Raw genomic sequence first — 17,048 nt, forward strand, 5'->3', positions numbered from 1 at the left:
CTGCAAAGCAACACCTGCTGATCGAAGCGCCGGCCGAAATGCCGGCGCTTTCTTTCGTGGTGGCACCGCATCCGCGCTGAACTGTCGTCTTCACGCCGCGGCCACCGTCTATCAGGTGCAGGGCATGCGTAGCGCAGGCCCCCTTCGTACTCGCCGCCGCCAACGCGGCCCATCAGGTTGACGAGGTCCCCGATGTCGCACCCGCATTCGCCCGCTGCCCGTTTCTCCGCCTCCCTGTGGCGCAGCCACCCGATGGCCTGGGCCGTGGCCGTGGCGCTGGGCACCGTGGTTGCTCCTGCCAGCCAGGCGCAGCAGGCGTTCAGCCCCGGCTGGTTCGCCGACCGCGGCGCCGCCCAGGGCGCGGCAGCGCAGAGTGGCCGCATGCCCAATGGCGTGCCTATCCAGTTCCAGCTGCCTGCACAGCAGCAGGATGCGGCGCGACAGAAGCTGCAGCAGTCGATCGACAACCTCGGCACGGCCGCGCAGGCCATCGCATTGCAGCAGCGCATGCAGGAGCAGGCCAGGCAGGCGCGACGCGAGGCGGGCTTCGTGGTGGCCGATGGGCTGGGCAAGGATGGCCTGAAGGTGGACGAGAATCCGCTGACCCGTGGCTGGATCAATGCCCGCGAAGCGATCCAGTCGCAGGGCGCCGACGGCCGGGTGCAGGTCAGCATCGAGCAGACCGCTGACCAGGCGATCCTGAACTGGGAAACCTTCAACATCGGTGGCAACACCACCCTCAATTTCCTGCAGAACCCGGACTGGGCGGTGTTGAACCGGGTCAACGACCCCAACGCACGGCCCAGCCAGATCCTGGGCCAGCTGAAGGCCAACGGCACGGTGTTCGTTGCCAACCGCAACGGCGTGGTGTTCGGCAACAACAGCCAGGTCAACGTCCGCAACCTGGTCGCCGCCGCAGCACGGATCAGCGACGCGCAGTTCCGTGACAACGGCCTGTACAGCGCCGACGCGAATACGTCTGCGCTCACCGATGCGGTGGGCAAGGTCATGGTTGAACGTGGCGCGCGCATCACCACCCATGAACCAACCAGCGCAACGCGTGGCGGTGGCTATGTGCTGCTGGCCGGCCACAGCGTGGAAAACGCGGGCCAGATCGAGACGCGCAAGGGCCAGGCCCAGCTGGCGGCCGGTGACAGCTTCGTGATCCGTCGCGGCGTGGGCACGGCGCAGAACACGGCTTCGACCACCCGGGGCAATGAGATCGCGCCGCGCTTCGTCACCGACAGCACGGCCGGCAGCGTTCGCAACAGCGGTCTGATCCAAGCGCGCGAGGGCGACGTCACTCTTGCCGGCCGCACGGTCGAACAGACCGGTGTAGCGGTTGCCACCACGACGCTGAACCAGCGCGGTACCGTGCATCTGCTGAGTTCGTCCTCCGACAGCAAGGGCAGCGTGACTCTGGCCACGGGTTCGACGACGGCGGTGCTGATCGAAGATGACGGCAAGACCACTGCGCTGGACAGCCAGCGTGATGCGCTCATCAAGGAGTCCGGTGAACAGGACAAGCTGCGCGGGGCCAGCAACAGCGGCACCTTCGACAACCTCTCGCGCCTGCAGGATCGACGCGAGCAATCGCGCATCGAGATCGTCTCCGGCGGCGACGTGAACTTCCAGGCTGGCTCGCTGGCGGTGGCGACCGGTGGTCAGGTGATTTCCGATGCGGGCCGCCGCAGCTATCTGGACGACGGCGCCCGCGTGGACGTGGCCGGTGCGGTCGGCGTGCAGGTGGCGATGGAGAGGAACAACGTCAAGGTGAAGGTGCAGGGCAACGAACTGCGCGATTCGCCCGACAACCGTGACAGCGGCAAGCTGATCAGCAGCGAGGTGTGGATCGACCGTCGCCAGTTGACCGAGGTGGCTGCGGGGACAGGGGGCTATGAAGGCACTCGCTGGTATGCCGGTGGCGGCTTGCTGGAAGTGAGTGGCTACCTCGACAACCAGGGACATTCGATAGGCGAATGGGCCGCGCAGGGTGGCACCGTCCAGCTGGCTGGCAAGGAAGTCGTCAGCCACGCCGGTTCGCGTATCAATCTGGCAGGTGGCAGCCTTGATGTGCAGTCCGGCGTGGTCCAGCAAAGCTGGCTGCGTGGCCGCGATGGCCAGCTGTACCGTCTTGATGATGCCCCGGCAGAGATGCTGTACGACGGCCTGTACCGGGGCTTTGAGGTGAAGCAGGAGCGCTGGGGCGTCACCGAATCGTTCCGCAATCCGCTGGTGGCACCGGCGCAACGCTACGACAATGGCTACACCGTGGGGCGCGATGCGGGTCGGTTGCTGATCTCGGCGCCTACCGCCGTTCTGCAGGGGCAGGTGGACACGGCCGCCTTCCAAGGGCTGCAACAGACACGGCGACCCGATCAGGGGCAGGATGGATACGCGCAGGCGCAGACGGCCGCTGCCCGCAACGCTCAACTCTGGCTGGGCCGCTACGACAACACCGGGCGCAATGCGGTGTACGACTCGCACGTGCGGATTGGCGAGATCGCCGCCGACGCCCGCCCCTGGTCGCTGCAGGCGCCGGTGGAAGAGTCACAGCGCAGCACGGTGTCGCTGGACAGCAATGTCCTGAGCGCACAGCGCTGGGGCCGCGTCGACATCGCCACGGCGGGACGTGTTGAACTGGATGGCACGCTCAGGCTGCAGGAGGGCGGGCAGCTTGCTCTCACCGGTAGCCGGGTCAGCTTCGGCGGCACCGTGCAGATCGCGGGTGGGCAGGTGGAGGCGGGCAACCTGCTTCCGGTGCTCGGTCGGCCCACCGCGTTGCTGTCCGCCGGGCGTGGCGCGGTCGATGTTGCTTCTGGTGCAGGGTTTGATCTTGCTGGTGGTTGGAGCAATCCCTTTGCCGTGTCGGATGGCGGCGCCACGCAGGCTTGGATTGACGGTGGACAGCTGCGCATCAATGTCAGCCATGACATCACCGTGGCTGAGGGCGCACGTATTTCGGTGGATGCGGGTGGCAGCATCGATGCAAAGGGCAAGGGCCGGGTAGGCAAGGGCGGCAGCGTCAGCCTGTTGGCGGCCAGCACCGATGTCGCCACCGATGGCAGTGGTCGGCTGCGTATCAGCGATGGCGTCCGCTTCAGTGCGCTCGGCAGCGGCAGCGGCGCCTTCACCCTTGCGACCGGGGGCAGGGTCGCCATTGGTGGTGAAGCGCCGACGTCGGAAGCGCTGCGGTTGCAGGCACCGCTGTTCAGCAGCGGCTTTTCCCGCTACGACATCGGTGGCTACAACGGGCTGACCGTTGAAGACGGCGTGCAGTTGAATGTGGAACAACCGGTCCTGCGCCTGGCCGAGGGTGCGCAGAGTGCCTCGAGCCGTGAGCAGGGTCTGCAGGCATGGTCACCCTTGTTGTACATGGTGGATCCTGCCAGCGGTCGCGTCAGCCAGCGCGCGGGTGCGAGCCTGACGCTGCGCGCCGGGCATCTGCTGTCGGCCGGTGACCTGCACATCGGCAGCAATGCCGTGCTCAACGTCGACCCAGGGCAGTCGATCGAATTGTTCAGTTCCGGCGACATCAATGTGGCGGGCACGCTGAAGGCGGCGGGCGGTCGCATCCGTCTGGATGAAGCCTTCGATCCATCGACGGTGCGCGCCGACGGACGCCGCGAACGCCGCTGGACGATCGCCGACGGGGCGCTGCTGGATGTGAGCGGCGATGCAGCTTCCGCCGCCGATGCGCGCGGGCAGCTGCGTGGGCAGGTACGCAAGGGCGGGACGATCGAGATCGGCGGTGCACTGGACTGGGAGGACCAGGACAACGTGCGCCACCTGCCGCCGGACACCTTCGTGGTGGTCGAGCGCGGGGCGCGGCTGGATGCCTCGGGAGCATCGGCACTGCTCGATATCGACGGCAGCGGGCGCACCCGGGTGGACAGTGACGGCGGCAGCATCGTGCTGCGTGCGGCCAATGCGCTGTATCTGCACGGTGCGCTTGATGCGGCGGCAGGTGGTGACCAGGCGCGTGGCGGCACGTTGGGCGTCGCCTTTGGTGGCGGCACCTATGGCAGCACGGCAAAAGATTCCGAGGTGCTGGCGCCACGGCTGATTTCGCTCACCCAGAACACGCGGCAGACGGAGGTGCTGCCCGCGCGCCTCGAGTACGGTCACGCCGCGCTGTCGGTCCAGCAGATCACGGCGGGCGGCTTCGATCATCTCTCGTTGTTCGGTGATGTCCGGGCGCAGGGTGACGTCAATCTACGCATGGACCAGAGCCTGCGGATCCACGGCGTGAACGAGCGTTCCCTGGGATTCGCACCGGGCAACAGCGAGGGCAGCCGCCTGCAGCTGAGTGCGCCCTACGTCCGCCTTGCGCAGGGGCGTTGGTGGCAGCCGGCCGGCGAAGGCACGCTGCGTCCGCTGGAGGCATCGTTCGACGCGGGCAAGCAACATCGTTTCGATGTCACCGCCGACCTGATCGACCTGCGCGATGTCACCTGGCTGGCCGGCTTCGATCACGTCCACCTGCGCAGCAGCGGCGACATACGCATGCTGGCCCCGGTCGCCAGCAGTTCGCAGGAATCCACCCTTGCAGGCCCGGGGTCGATCGATATCAGCGCCGCGCGCCTGTATCCGGCGGCCCAGGCCAAGGGTCGCATCGTTGCAGGCGTTCCGACCATCGGCCCTTCTGGATTGCCGTCCTGGGAAAATCCAGAGGCCGTACTGCGCATCCATGGTGTTGCGGGCGGTGCGCGACCGGCACCGGATTCTGCGTTCGGCAGCCTGGAACTGGTGGCGGCGACGGTGGTGCAGGGCGGCAATGTGCAGGCGCCATGGGGCCGTGTGCAGCTGGGCGGCCAAGAATTCAACTCGGATCGCGCCAGTCGTGTCGATCTGCTTGCCGGCAGCGTGACCTCCATTAGTGGCGCTGGCCTGACGCTGCCATTCGGCGGCACGGTGGACGGTGTGACCTGGCGAAAGGCAGGTGCCGAATTCAATATGCTTGACCCCGGATCGGTCAATATCCCGATTGGTGTGGACATCGTGGCCAATGCGTTCAACGGCGCCACAGGCAGCGTCGTGGATGTTTCCGGCGGAGGTGAGTTGTCCGGCGCTGCCTTCGTGGCCGGGCGCGGCGGCTCGGTCGATATCCTGCGACACACGTTGGCGGATGCGAATCCGCGCTATGGCTTCAGTCACGCTGGCAATGCGGTCTACGCCATCGTGCCGGGGCGATCGGACGTGCAGGCTCCGCTGGCGACAGCAGACGGCAGCGCCAACCCGCGTGTGGGTCAACAGATCACCATACCCGCAGGCGTACCGGGGCTGCCGGCCGGCACCTACACGCTGCTGCCAGCCAGCTACGCCCTGCAGCCCGGCGCGTTCCGCGTCGAGATCGGCGCGGAGAACGCGATCGGCAGTGGCCAGCCGGTGTCGACCGGTACCGGTTCCTGGCGGCTCAGCGGGCATCAGGGCCAAGGCTTCGGTGGTTCGGTCTCGCCGCTGCTCACCGATCTGCTGCTGACGCCTGCGGAGACCGTACGGCGCCATGCCAGTTACAACGAAACATCCTACGGCACATTCGTGCAGGGCGTGGCTGAACGTCGCGGTGAAGCGCTGCGCTGGCGACCCGTAGATGCCGGCAACCTCAGCCTGATGCTCGGCGATGGCGCGGGTCGCATGGGCACGCCGGCCGTCACCTTTGCTGGACTGTCGCGCTTCAATCCAGGCAGTGCACAGGGGCGCGGCGGCATTCTCTCGGTCAACCTCCTTGCCCCGCAGGATGCCTTGCTCGAGATCGTCGGCGACGGGCGCGGCGCGCCCAGCACCGAACGCGGTGCCACCGTCTTCGACGCAGCGCTCAATGCGTTGCGCCCGGCAACCTTGTTGATCGGCGGAACGTTCCGCCGCGATGCGACCACCAGCACGGTGGAAGGCAACGCAACGCGCCTGGCCGTGCGCAGCGGCGTCAATCTGCTGGCGCAGGAGGTGCTGCTCGCGGCTGCCTTCGGCGGCAAGGGCATCCTTCTGGAGCAGGGCGCCTCGATCGACACCCTGTCCCAGGCCGATCCCTCGCGCGTGGACCAGGCCACGGCGCCCTACCTGGTCACGGGTGGATTGCTGGCGGTGTCCAACCAGCGCCTGACGGCGCTGAGCGCACAGGGCGGTTCGGCGGCAGGGGCGGTGGCGATCGATATTGGTGGCTGTGCGGCGGGCTGCAGTGGGCAGACCCGTTTGCTGTCTGCTGGCAGCATCAATGTGGTCACCGACGGCGCCTTGAACATCGGTGATGCGGTGAGCTATGGCACCCGTCAGCTGGGACTGGGCATGTCCGCGCTCAACCTGGGCAGTGCCGAGGCCATTGCAGCGGCAATGGCGACGGGCGGATTGCCGGCCGGCATGACCATGAACCAGGATGTCCTGCAGCGGCTGCTGCGCGGCAATACTGCGTCTGGCGCGCCTGCGCTGGAAGCACTGAGCCTGACCGCGCGTGATGCGATCAATGTGTTCGGCAGCGTTGACCTGGATACCCGTGACAGCGCGACCGGGCGCAGCAGCCTGCGCAGCCTGGTACTGGGTGCACCGGCCATCCATGGCTACGGTGCCACCACGGACCGCGCGCGCATCACTGCCGATACGCTGGTCTGGGACGGCACGCTGGCGGGCACGACGTTGCCGGGCGGCGAACAGGCACAGCCAGGCGGGGAGGCGATGGTCGGTCGTCTCGGCAGTGGCCAGCTGGAGATCAACACGCGCACGCTGCAGTTGGGGCGAGCGCCGTTCACCCGGCCCAATTCGTCGGTGGCCGCCGATCGCCAGGTCCTCGGCTTTGCCGGGGTCACGCTGGCAGCGTCCGAGCGGATGCTGTTCTCGGGCAAAGGCAGTCTCGATGTTTTCCAGCAGCAAGGCGACTACGTGGCTGGCAGCGGCTGGCAGCTGACGGGAGGCGCGCTGGATATCGTCACGCCGCTGCTGACAGGCGATGCGGGCGCGCAACTGGCGATACGCAGTGGCGGCAACGTGCAGCTGCGCGGCGCAGGCGCCACCGCAGGCAATGACGCGCTGGGGGCGGAACTGTCGATCAAGGCCGATCGCATCGCGATCGACAGCCGGGTGGCGCTGGCCTCCGGCCGGTTCGATGCCTATGCACGCGAGGGAATTTCGTTGGGCGGCAGCGCCGTGCTGGACCTGGCCGGCCGCAAGGTCAGCCTGTATGACGTGGACAAATACAGCTGGGGTGGCGATGTCACGTTGTCATCCAGCGAGGGCGATATCAGCGCCGATGCGGCTTCGCGCATCGACGTATCGGCACGCAACAACCGTGGCGGTCGTTTGACGGTGCAGGCACTGGGCAAGCAGGGGGGCCGCGTGGCGCTGGCCGGAACACTGCTGGGCGGTGCAAGCGGGCGCTACGATGCCGGCGGCACCGAGGTGCCCTACGACGGCGCTGAACTGGTGTTGCGTGCACGCCAACTGCAGGACTTTGCCGGGCTCAACACACGGCTGACGAGCGGCGGCATTACGGGTGGCCGTACCTTCCAGTTGAGCGAAGGTGACCTGGTGATCGGTAATGAAGTGAAGGCTCGCCACGTCGATATCAGCCTTGATGGTGGCAGCCTGCAGGTCAACGGCCGCATCGATGCCAGCGGCGAACAGGTCGGCAGCATCCGCCTGTCGGCACGCGATGTGCTGCGCGTGGATGGAGCGCTGGATGCCCACGGCAGCGCCCTGCGCGTGGACAGCTACGGCAAGATCATCGACAGCCCGAACCGAGCGACGATCGAGCTGACGTCGGCCAGTGGAGGCCTGCAGCTTGGGGGGGCGTCGGCGTTGGATCTGCGTGCGGGCACCTCGGTGCCGGCCGGTACCGCTGCGGGGCAGAACGATGGACGTGCACGCGGCAGCGTCAAGCTCAATGTGCCGCGCGTGGGCACCGATGATGCTGCCATCGACGTGGCCAACGGCATCCGCATCGTCGGTGCCGGCGATATCCAGGTCAACGCAGTGCGCATCTATGACTCGGCACCGCTGGCCAGCGCGCCGGATGTGCATGGCCATCGCCCGCAGGTGATCAACCAGCGCTGGCTGGATACGGTGGTGGACCCGGACAACAGCGTCTGGATGAACGGCGCGCTGGCCAACACCGGCCTGCAGCAGCGCACTGCGGCCTTGGGGAGCTACCGCCTGCGCCCGGGTGTGCAGATCGTGGCGCGGACCAGCAGTGACAACCCGCGTGGCGATCTGGTGGTGGCCGGCGATATCGATCTGTCCGGCTATCGCTACGGACCGCAGTCGAACCGGCTCGATCCTGCGCGCCGCGGTTTCGGTGAATCGGCCGCGCTGGTGCTGCGTGCCGAGGGCGATATCAATGTCTACGGCAGCATCAATGACGGCTTTGCGCCGCCGCCGGCCAATCCCGATGAGGACGGCTGGGTGCTGCTGGAGGGGCGCAGTAGCGGTACGCCCAACACCGCGTTCGGCGGCGACCTGATCGTGCCCGGCGAGGGTGTCCAGCTGCAGCGCGGCACCGAGTTCCGCGCCGGCGCCACGCTGAACTATGCATTGCCATTCGAGGGCGTGACCTTGCCGGCGGGAACCGTGCTGCCGGTGGAAATGGTGTTGTCCGGGCCGCTGCTGCTGCCGGCCGGTACTGTGCTGGGCGCGGCAGTAACGACAGGCAGCGGGCAGGTGATGGCGGCCGGTACCGTGCTGGCACGGGCGCTGGCATTGCAGTCCGGCTCCCGTCTGGGTGCCGGCTTCCGCCTGCGCACGCCAGCGCCGGTGGCCGCACAGGTGTGGCCGGCCGGTGTCGCCCTGCCCATGGCAATGAAACTCTCCGGCGCACTGGATCTGCATGCCGGTGCGATCATTCCCTCGATGACCAAGGTGGAGCTTGCCGGCGACGCGCCGGTAAAGCTGCGGACCGCGGATGCCAGCGGTCGGCAGGGACGCAACTGGGCGCTGGCGGCTATGCTGCCTGAAGGCACGACGTCCTGGGATCTGACTGCGGTGGCGGGTGCGGATACCACCGCCGCCGACCCGCGCACCCGCCGCTGGGGCAGCGAGGGCAGCATCGTGCTGGCGGACAGCCACTACAGCACCATCGGCACGGTGACCACGACGACGGAATGGAAAGGGGATCGTCTCCTCAACCTGGAAGGGTCACTGTTCTGGTGGGGAGATGACAGCCTGGTCGGCAAGTCGCCCAAGGAAGTCGCCGAGCTTCTGGGGGTGCTGGAAGAATCGGTCTGCAGCGACGGCCCCTACTGCATTGCGGCACCGCGCCTGGTGGACAAGGAAGGGTCCTTGCAGTGGTGGGGCGATGAGTCGTGGGTCGGCAAGCCGGCATCGGAACTGGGTGTCGAACTGGGCATGTCCGAAGAAGAGGTCTGCGCGACGATGGGCTATTGCTACGGCGGCGGCACGTTGACCGAAGTGACCACTTACGGCAAGCGTTTGGGCGCCCCTGCCTGGAGCGTGCTGCGAACGGGCAAGGGTGACTTGACGCTGCTGGCCGCCCAGGACGTGCGCATGAAGTCCGGCTTCGGTGTGTATACCGCAGGTGCGCCGACGTCGTTGGGCGATGGCTACGACGCGCAGTTCAACCCGGCGCGTGCGGCTGCGCCCTGGCAGACCTCGCTGCTGGGCAAGAATCAAGTCTCGGGCAGCTATGATGCGGCGCTGGTCAACTACCGTGCCTGGTATCCAGATCATGGTGGCGATGTCAGGGTCGACGCGGGGCGAGACATCATCGGCGATGTCTGGACGGGCCGGTCCGAATCGGGCACCGTGCAGCGCGACCAAGCGGGGCATTCAAGTGCTGCGGTGGGAAACTGGTTGTGGCGGCAGGGTTCGGGCACGACAGAGGGTGTCCAGACCACAGCAACCAGCTGGTGGATCAACTTCGGCACCTACAGCACCGTCGGCGCCGAGCAGGACGCGACGCCCCGCATGGTCGGCTTCACTGGCTTCGGCACATTGGGAGGGGGCAATCTGTCCCTGGAAGCAGGCCGCCACTCGGGGGTGATCGCTTCGATGGGCAATGCCCTGGGATTGTTGACTGCGCCCCATTCCAGCGCCATCGTCGCTGCGGTCGGGTCGACCGGACGCGTCAGCAACGGTGAACTGCATCTGACGGGGGGCGGAGACCTGACGCTGCGAAGCGGCGGTGCGCTCAACCCGGGCCTGCGTGCGAGCGCGCAGCAGCCCGAAGGTTTCCTGCAGGATCTGGATCTCAATGGCGCCGTGACCAATCTGCGGGGCAGTACACTGCTGCAGGCGGCGCGCATCGGCGGTCTCAGCGCGGTACAAAGCAGCTACGGAACGTTGGGCCTGAAGAATCCGTTCGTGGCCGACGCACCCGTGGCGATGGCGGGGCCGGTGCTCATCCTGGGTGATTCCACCGCCCGCCTGCAGGCCCGTGGCGACATTGTTCTTGGTGGCGCCGCAGATGTGGGGCGTGTACCGACGTCCAACTACAACGACGTGGTTCTGAGTGATGGCCAGCATGCAGCTGGCACTACGTGGTTCTCGCTCTGGACCCGAGGCACTGCACTGGACCTGTTCTCGGCAGGCGGAAATCTCGCACCAAGCCTGGCCGGAAGTCTGCATGCAACCGGTAGCAACATGTTCGCTGAAGGCGTCGTGCTGCAGGATCGATCCGTTCCCCCCAACATCAATTACTGGCTGTATCCGTCCAGGTTCAGCGCGGTGGCAGCGAGTGGTGACATCATCAGTGCCTCGCTTCGAGGCCTCGGACCGGGCGCGAACACGGGCGATGTGATCCTGCTCGCGCCTTCGGCCAGCGGCCAGCTCGAGGTTCTGGCCGGGGGCTCGATCTTTGCCGCGATCGATGCCACGGGCATTGCACGTTCCGGTAGTGATGCCCGCCTCCCTGGTCCCCTTGATCCTGCATTCATGGCCCAGCGGGGCGTCAGCCGAATCCGGGTCAGCCACAATCTCTCCGACGATGGGGTGCAGGGGGCCGATCCGGCGGCGATCCTGCCATTGTTCGCGTTCGGCCCCAGTACCCCGACCACCGGTGCGCTGACATCCCACCCCACTTCGCCAAGTCGCTTCTATGCCGTTGCCGGTGACATCATCGGGTTGGGCAGTGGTGGCCGCCGACAGCTGATGCAGAACACCGGTATCGCGAACCGGACCCTGTTTGACTGGTATGAAGCGGGATCGGCGGTACAACTGCGCGCGGGTCGCGATGTGATCAACGCGAATGTCACCGCGCTCAACACCAGCGGTACCGATATCAGCGGGATCGACGCTGGGCGGGACATCATCCGCAGCAACCTGACGGTGGCCGGCCCCGGCAATGTCGAGGTGAATGCCGGCCGCCAGCTGCGCCAGGAAGAGGCCGGAAGCATCGTCAGTCTGGGAGGCGTCGTTCAGGGTGACACTCGCCCGGGCGCGAGCATTGCCGTGACGGCTGGCAATCAAGGCATAGACTTCGATGCACTGCGCGCGCGCTACCTGGACAGCGCCAACCTGGCCGATCCGGCGCAGTCGCTGGCGGCGCAGCCTGGCAAGGCGGTGAAGATCTACGACAAGGAACTGAAGCAGTGGCTGCAGCAGCGCTTCGGCAGGGCTGCCGACGGCGCCGAGGCGCTGGCCGTGTTCGACGCATTGCCGAAGGAGCAGCAGCGCATCTTCCTGCGCCAAGTCTACTACGCTGAACTGCGCGAAGGTGGTCGTGAGTACACCAATGCAGAAGGGCCGCGTTTCGGTTCCTACCTGCGCGGGCGCGAAGCGATCGCCACGCTGATGCCGGACAAGGATGCCAATGGCGCAACCATCAACCGTACTGGCGATATCGTGATGTACGGCGGTTCCGGCGTGCGCACCGAAGCGGGCGGCAACATCGAGCTGATGGCACCGGGCGGGCAGATCGTGGTGGGCGTGCAGGGCGCGGTGCCTCCGGCCAGCGCGGGCCTGGTCACCCAGGGCCAGGGCGACATCCGTCTGTTCAGCCAGGACAGCGTGCTGCTGGGCCTGTCGCGGGTGATGACCACCTTTGGTGGTGACATCCTGGCGTGGTCCGAGCAGGGCGACATCAATGCCGGCCGCGGCTCGCAGACCACGCTGCTGTACACCCCGCCGCGCCGGGTCTACGACACCTGGGGCAACGTGATCCTGTCGCCGCAGGCCCCTGCCAGCGGCGCCGGCATCGCAACGCTGAACCCGATCGCCGAAGTGGCGCCGGGCGACGTCGACCTGATCGCTCCGCTGGGCACCATCGATGCAGGCGAGGCGGGTATCCGTGTGTCGGGCAACATCAACCTGGCGGCACTGCAGGTGCTCAACGCCGCCAACATCCAGGTGCAGGGCGACAGCAAGGGCCTGCCGGTACTGGCCTCGGTGAACGTCAACGCGCTGGCGTCGGCCAGCGCTGCGGCCAACAGTGCCAGCCAGGCCGCACAGGACGTGATGCGCAAGAGCCAGGACGATGCGCGACGCAACCAGCCGTCGGTGATCAGCGTGCAGATTCTCGGCTTCGGCAGTTCCAGCAGCAGCATCGACCCGCCAACACGCGGAAACACGGCAGCCGCCACGGGCTACGACGTCAACAGCGCCTTCCAGTTTCCGCAGGCCCGGGCAGACGCAGGCAAGCAGCCGACCCAGTAGATCCACGCCATGCGTGGATGAGGAACGGTGCGGACCACGGTCCGCACCCACCACGCGCAGACCAGAGGATCGGGCCAGCTGCCAGGGAACGGTGGCGGCCCCAGCCAGGACGGCACCGAGGGCAGGGAGCAGCCATCAGCGGTGAGGACCACCGACACGGCGTCGCCGGGCGCGGGACAGCGCCCGGCGACCGGGGCAGTAGATCCACGCCATGCGTGGATGCAGCCCAGTAGATCCACGCCATGCGTGGATGCTCCTCTCAGAGCGCCAACACCCGCCGGTAACTCAACGGCCCGCGTCCATCACGCAACCCCAACCGCAATTCCAGACCGGTCGCCGGCAGTACCTCCCCCTGGCTCGGCAGCATCGCCCAACCAACCCCAGGCTGCCATGCCCGCACTTCGAAGCGCTGCACATCACGCGCCACCATCAACCCGCGCGTCGGCTCAGGCGCAGGCAGCGGATAATGATCGGACGGCGCACCGCTGGCACGCCACAACGTGCTGCCTTGCCGCCACCAGCGAACGCGCTGCCACTGCAGCCCATCACTGCCGACGCTGCGGGTGATCTCCAGGGTAAAGCCACCATCGGGATGGCGCTCACTGGTCAACGACGGCGGCAGCAGCCGCGCAGGCTGATCGGCCGGTCGCACCGCGCCGTTCATCAGCGCATCGTCGGCCCGCATCTCGATATCGCGCTGGAACTGCTGCAGCACCCGCATCGCCGTACTCGTCTCGGCATCGGCCTGGCGCAGGCGCTGATCGGTGCTGGCAACGCTGTCGAGGACGCGCCAGCAGATCACCGCCAGCACGCCCATGATGGTGATGGCGATCATCACTTCGATCAGGGTGAAGCCACCCGCAGCGCGTTTCATGGCGCCGTCGTCCATGGCAGCTGCAGGCGCGCCAGCGATTGTTTCGGTGCATCTTCGGCCACCACGCTCAGCTCCAGCTGCGGTTGCCCGTCGGCGCCGTCGCCCAGGTGCTGCTGGACCAGGAAACGGGTGCGCCCCTGCAGGCACAGCAGACGTGCATCGCCAGGTGGCTGCGCGGCCAGGCGCAGCTCCTGCCAGCGGTCCTGCGCGCACAGCAGGGCCAGCCGACGGTCACGCAGGCGCGACTGGTCATCGGTCGCCACCGCCACCGAGCGCATCACCGCCGCCAAGGCGATGGCCACGATGGCCAATGCGATCAGCACCTCGATCAGCGTGAATCCGTGTTGCTTCCGCTTCACTGCACGACCTGCAATTGCCCACTGCCATCATCACGAAGACGCAGTCGACGGCCGTCCAGCGACAACGCCAGTTCCCACGGCACGCCGATCCATTCAGGACTCAACTCGATGGCGGCTGTCGGTTGCACTTTTATGCCGTGGGTTTGCCACTGCTGGGGGCGCAGCAGGTCATCTCGCCGCAGTTCAACCCAGCCTTCGTTGTCGCGGCGGCTGAAGCGATAGCCTTCTGCGCTGGCCTGCCAGCGGATCGGCCGACCATCGATGCGTGCTTCATCGCGCGCGACCTGCAGGCGCTGCGCCAACCGCTCCGATTCCTGGCGCAGCTGCCGCGCAGGGTCGAGCAGGCTGCCAAGGCCAAGACCGATGCCCGCCGTGCAGATGCCGATGATGACCAGTACCACCATCAGTTCAATCAGGGTGAAGCCGCGTGGTCTGCGTTGCATCGGACATCGCCTCCCGTCCCTGCCGATACCTGCCAGCGTAGGCGCGGATGATGAAACAAAAGCGTCAGCGTCAGCTGCTAGCGTGGCCGCACAGGAACCTGGCGAAGGTGCGGAACATGGACGGCAGGCGTTGGGATCGCAATCGCACGTTGACCCTGCTGGCGGCCATGCTGCTGCTGACCGTGGCGGGATACTGGAGCATCGCCCTGTTCATGGCGCCGGTTCGCGTTGCCGCCGCCACGGTGCAGGTCGCCGTACCCGCTGCCCCGGCCTTCGACGACGCTGCGAGCGCACCGCTGGTGCGGCTGCTCTCGCCCGGCGCTGTGCAGACCGACGTGACCGTGCTGGGCGTAATGGCCGGGCAACACGCGCCGCTGGCGCTGCTGTCGGTAGATGGCGCGCCTGCCCAGGCCTATGCACCGGGCCAACGTCTGGGTCCATCTACCGTATTGGCAGCAATCAGCGCGAACGCGATTGAACTGCAGCAGGCAGGACAGCCGCGCTCGCTGCCCGTGCCCGAATTGCCGCCAATGCCTACCGATGGCATCGTCCCCGCCGCGCTGGGGCGGCACTGAACACGGCTCAGCGCGCTGGGCGCTGTGGCACCACCGAACGCCCGAACGCATCGCCCATGCGTTGCCGCGTGCCTTCCAGGTTGTACTGCAGCAACTGGTTGCCGGGCTTGCGCATCAAGCGTTCGGCCTCGGGAAGAGCAGGGCGGGCGGCTGCGTTCTCCGCCGGCGCCAGCTTGCGTTGCAGGCAGTCCCAGGCGGGGATGCGCTCGCCATTGACCTGTACTTCGATGCATGGCGCTGCATCTGCCTGTTTGGCAGCCTGGTCGGCCCGCGCCCAGGGTGAGGCCAGTGCCAGAACCAACGCCACACAGAGGGCAGGGCGGGCTGGCGTAAGCAGGGTGGCGTGCATGTTGAATCTCCTGAGGCAGCAAGCGCTTTGCAATGAAGACGTATGCCAGACGAAGTGTCCGCCTGCGCCTGTTTCAGCATCGTCAAAAGATGACAGTGCTGTCACAAAACTGTTGGCGGTTTTGACGCGGCCTGCACGTCCTGTTGGTAGACCCACGCGCCGCTCCCTGGCCATTCCCTTCGATACGACGCGATGCCTTCGATGACTCCCGTTCCGTGCCGTGCCGCTCGCCTTCCGCTGCCCCTGCATCCTCTGATGCTGGCCCTGGCGTCGCTGCCATTTCCAGTGCTCGCGCAGGACGCCGCGCCAGCGCCCACGGTGAACATCAACGAGTACATCGTGCGCGGCAACACCGTGCTCGATGCGCGCCAGATCGAACGCGCGGTCGAGCCGTTCCTCGGCCCCGGCAAAACGCTCGCCGATGTCGAGAAGGCGCGTGATGCAGTCAACGCGCTGTATCAGCAGGCCGGCTACCAATCGGTCTATGTGGAGCTGCCCGAACAGCAGGTCAATGCGGGTGTGGTGCTGCTGAAGGTGCAGCAGACGCCCATTGGCCAGCTGCGCGTGGTCGGTGCCCGTCATGACTCACCCGAACGCATCCGCGAGCGGGTACCGGCGCTGGCTGAGGGGCGGGTGCCGGACTTCGACCAGGCGCAGAAGGAACTGACTGCGCTGAACGAGGGGGGGCGTCGCCAGGTGCTTCCGCTGGTGCGCGAAGGCAAGGTGCCGGGCACCATGGATGTGGACCTGCAGGTGGAAGAGAAGTCACCCTGGCGTGCCAGTGCGGCGCTCAACAACGATCACAGCGCCGATACCGAGAAGCTGCGGCTGAGTGCATCGCTGGCCCACGACAACCTGTGGAAGCGCGGGCACAGCGCCAACATCGGTGTGTACCTTGCACCGGAAGATACCAAACAGGCGAAGGTGTTTTCGGCCTCGTACACGATGCCCTTTGAAGGCACGCCGTGGAGCCTGGAAGCGTCCGGCTACAAGTCCGACAGCCGCGTACTGAATGCAGGTGGGCAGGTCGGCACCGGCACCGGCACCAACGTGATCGGCAACGGTCATTCCATTGGTCTCAAGCTCAACTACCGCCTGGCCGGCAGCAGCCAGTGGTGGCGCCAGCTCAGCCTCGGCGTGGACTTCAAGGACACCGAAGAAGACACGCAGATGGGCAAGGACAGCCTGAAGACGCCGTTGAAGTACGCGCCGGTCACGCTGGCGTTCGTCGGCGTGCGCCAGGGCGAGAGCGATCAGCTGAGCATCAACACGCAGCTGGTGGCGGGAACCCGGCGTCTGTTCGGCTATGGCAGCAACGCCACCGATTTCGGCCAGAAACGCTACTGGGCCGACCCGAGCTTCGTAGCGTTCAAGGCGGATGTCTCCAATACGCACACCTTCGGCAACGACTGGCAGTGGTATGCGCGTGGCTCGCTGCAGGCGACCGATGCGCCGCTGGTCTCGGCCGAACAGTTCGCCGCCGGTGGCATGTACACCGTGCGTGGCTACCTCTCGGCCGAAGCGATCGGCGACTACGGTGGCCTGGCCAATCTGGAATGGCGCACCCCGGCGTGGTCGCTGTGGAGCGGTACCGACCTGCGCCTGTACAGCTTCGCCGACGCGGCCTACCTGCGCCTGCGTCAGCCGCTGCCGGAACAGCGCGACAAGTACAACCTGGCGTCGGTCGGGCTGGGCGCGCAGCTGCGCCTGGGCGAACACCTGCAGCTGCGCCTGGACTACGCCTGGCCTTACGCCGATGGCCCGGTCACTCGCAAGGACGACCCGCGCCTGCATTTCAACATCAGCACCAGCTACTGACCCTTCCCTTGAGATGCGTTCTCCGGAGACCTTTTG

At 66.9% G+C, this 17,048-nt stretch carries 7 protein-coding genes; 3 read left to right on the forward strand and 4 right to left on the reverse strand.

What is annotated here, in order from left to right:
- Positions 1–192 precede the first annotated feature (192 nt).
- Positions 193–12,594: a filamentous hemagglutinin family protein gene (locus AC27VL_RS00385; RefSeq protein WP_488765234.1), complete on the forward strand. Its 12,402-nt coding sequence runs from the start codon at positions 193–195 to the stop codon at positions 12,592–12,594.
- A gap of 259 nt (positions 12,595–12,853) precedes the next feature.
- Here AC27VL_RS00385 and AC27VL_RS00390 read toward each other — a convergent pair whose 3' ends face one another.
- Genes AC27VL_RS00390 through gspH form a run of 3 tightly spaced genes read right to left on the reverse strand, consistent with a single transcriptional unit; the run spans position 12,854 to position 14,270 of the window.
- The gene (locus tag AC27VL_RS00390; protein ID WP_488765235.1) at positions 12,854–13,468 is read right to left on the reverse strand and encodes a prepilin-type N-terminal cleavage/methylation domain-containing protein; all 615 of its coding nucleotides are present in this window, start codon (positions 13,466–13,468) and stop codon (positions 12,854–12,856) included.
- Positions 13,465–13,827 carry a type II secretion system minor pseudopilin GspI gene (gspI, locus tag AC27VL_RS00395; RefSeq protein WP_488765236.1) on the reverse strand — a complete coding sequence of 121 codons (363 nt, stop codon included), beginning with the start codon at positions 13,825–13,827 and terminating at the stop codon, positions 13,465–13,467. Before gspI ends, AC27VL_RS00390 begins: the two co-directional genes overlap by 4 nt.
- The gene (gene gspH, locus AC27VL_RS00400; RefSeq protein WP_488765237.1) at positions 13,824–14,270 is read right to left on the reverse strand and encodes a type II secretion system minor pseudopilin GspH; all 447 of its coding nucleotides are present in this window, start codon (positions 14,268–14,270) and stop codon (positions 13,824–13,826) included. The genes gspI and gspH overlap by 4 nt, the downstream gene beginning before the upstream one ends.
- Before the next feature lie 116 nt (positions 14,271–14,386).
- Here gspH and AC27VL_RS00405 point away from each other — a divergent pair, with 116 nt between their 5' ends.
- Positions 14,387–14,845: a general secretion pathway protein gene (locus AC27VL_RS00405; protein ID WP_100552664.1), complete on the forward strand. Its 459-nt coding sequence runs from the start codon at positions 14,387–14,389 to the stop codon at positions 14,843–14,845.
- A 7-nt stretch (positions 14,846–14,852) separates the two neighbouring features.
- Here AC27VL_RS00405 and AC27VL_RS00410 read toward each other — a convergent pair whose 3' ends face one another.
- Entirely contained in the window at positions 14,853–15,194 is a 342-nt protein-coding gene (locus tag AC27VL_RS00410; RefSeq protein ID WP_100552663.1) for a hypothetical protein, read from the reverse strand.
- Positions 15,195–15,395: 201 nt separating this feature from the next.
- Between AC27VL_RS00410 and AC27VL_RS00415 the strand changes: the two genes are divergently transcribed.
- Entirely contained in the window at positions 15,396–17,012 is a 1,617-nt protein-coding gene (locus tag AC27VL_RS00415) for a ShlB/FhaC/HecB family hemolysin secretion/activation protein (protein WP_100552662.1), read from the forward strand.
- Positions 17,013–17,048: the final 36 nt, after the last annotated feature.

The sequence above is a fragment of the Stenotrophomonas sp. 14P6.2.3 genome (genome assembly GCF_057799055.1).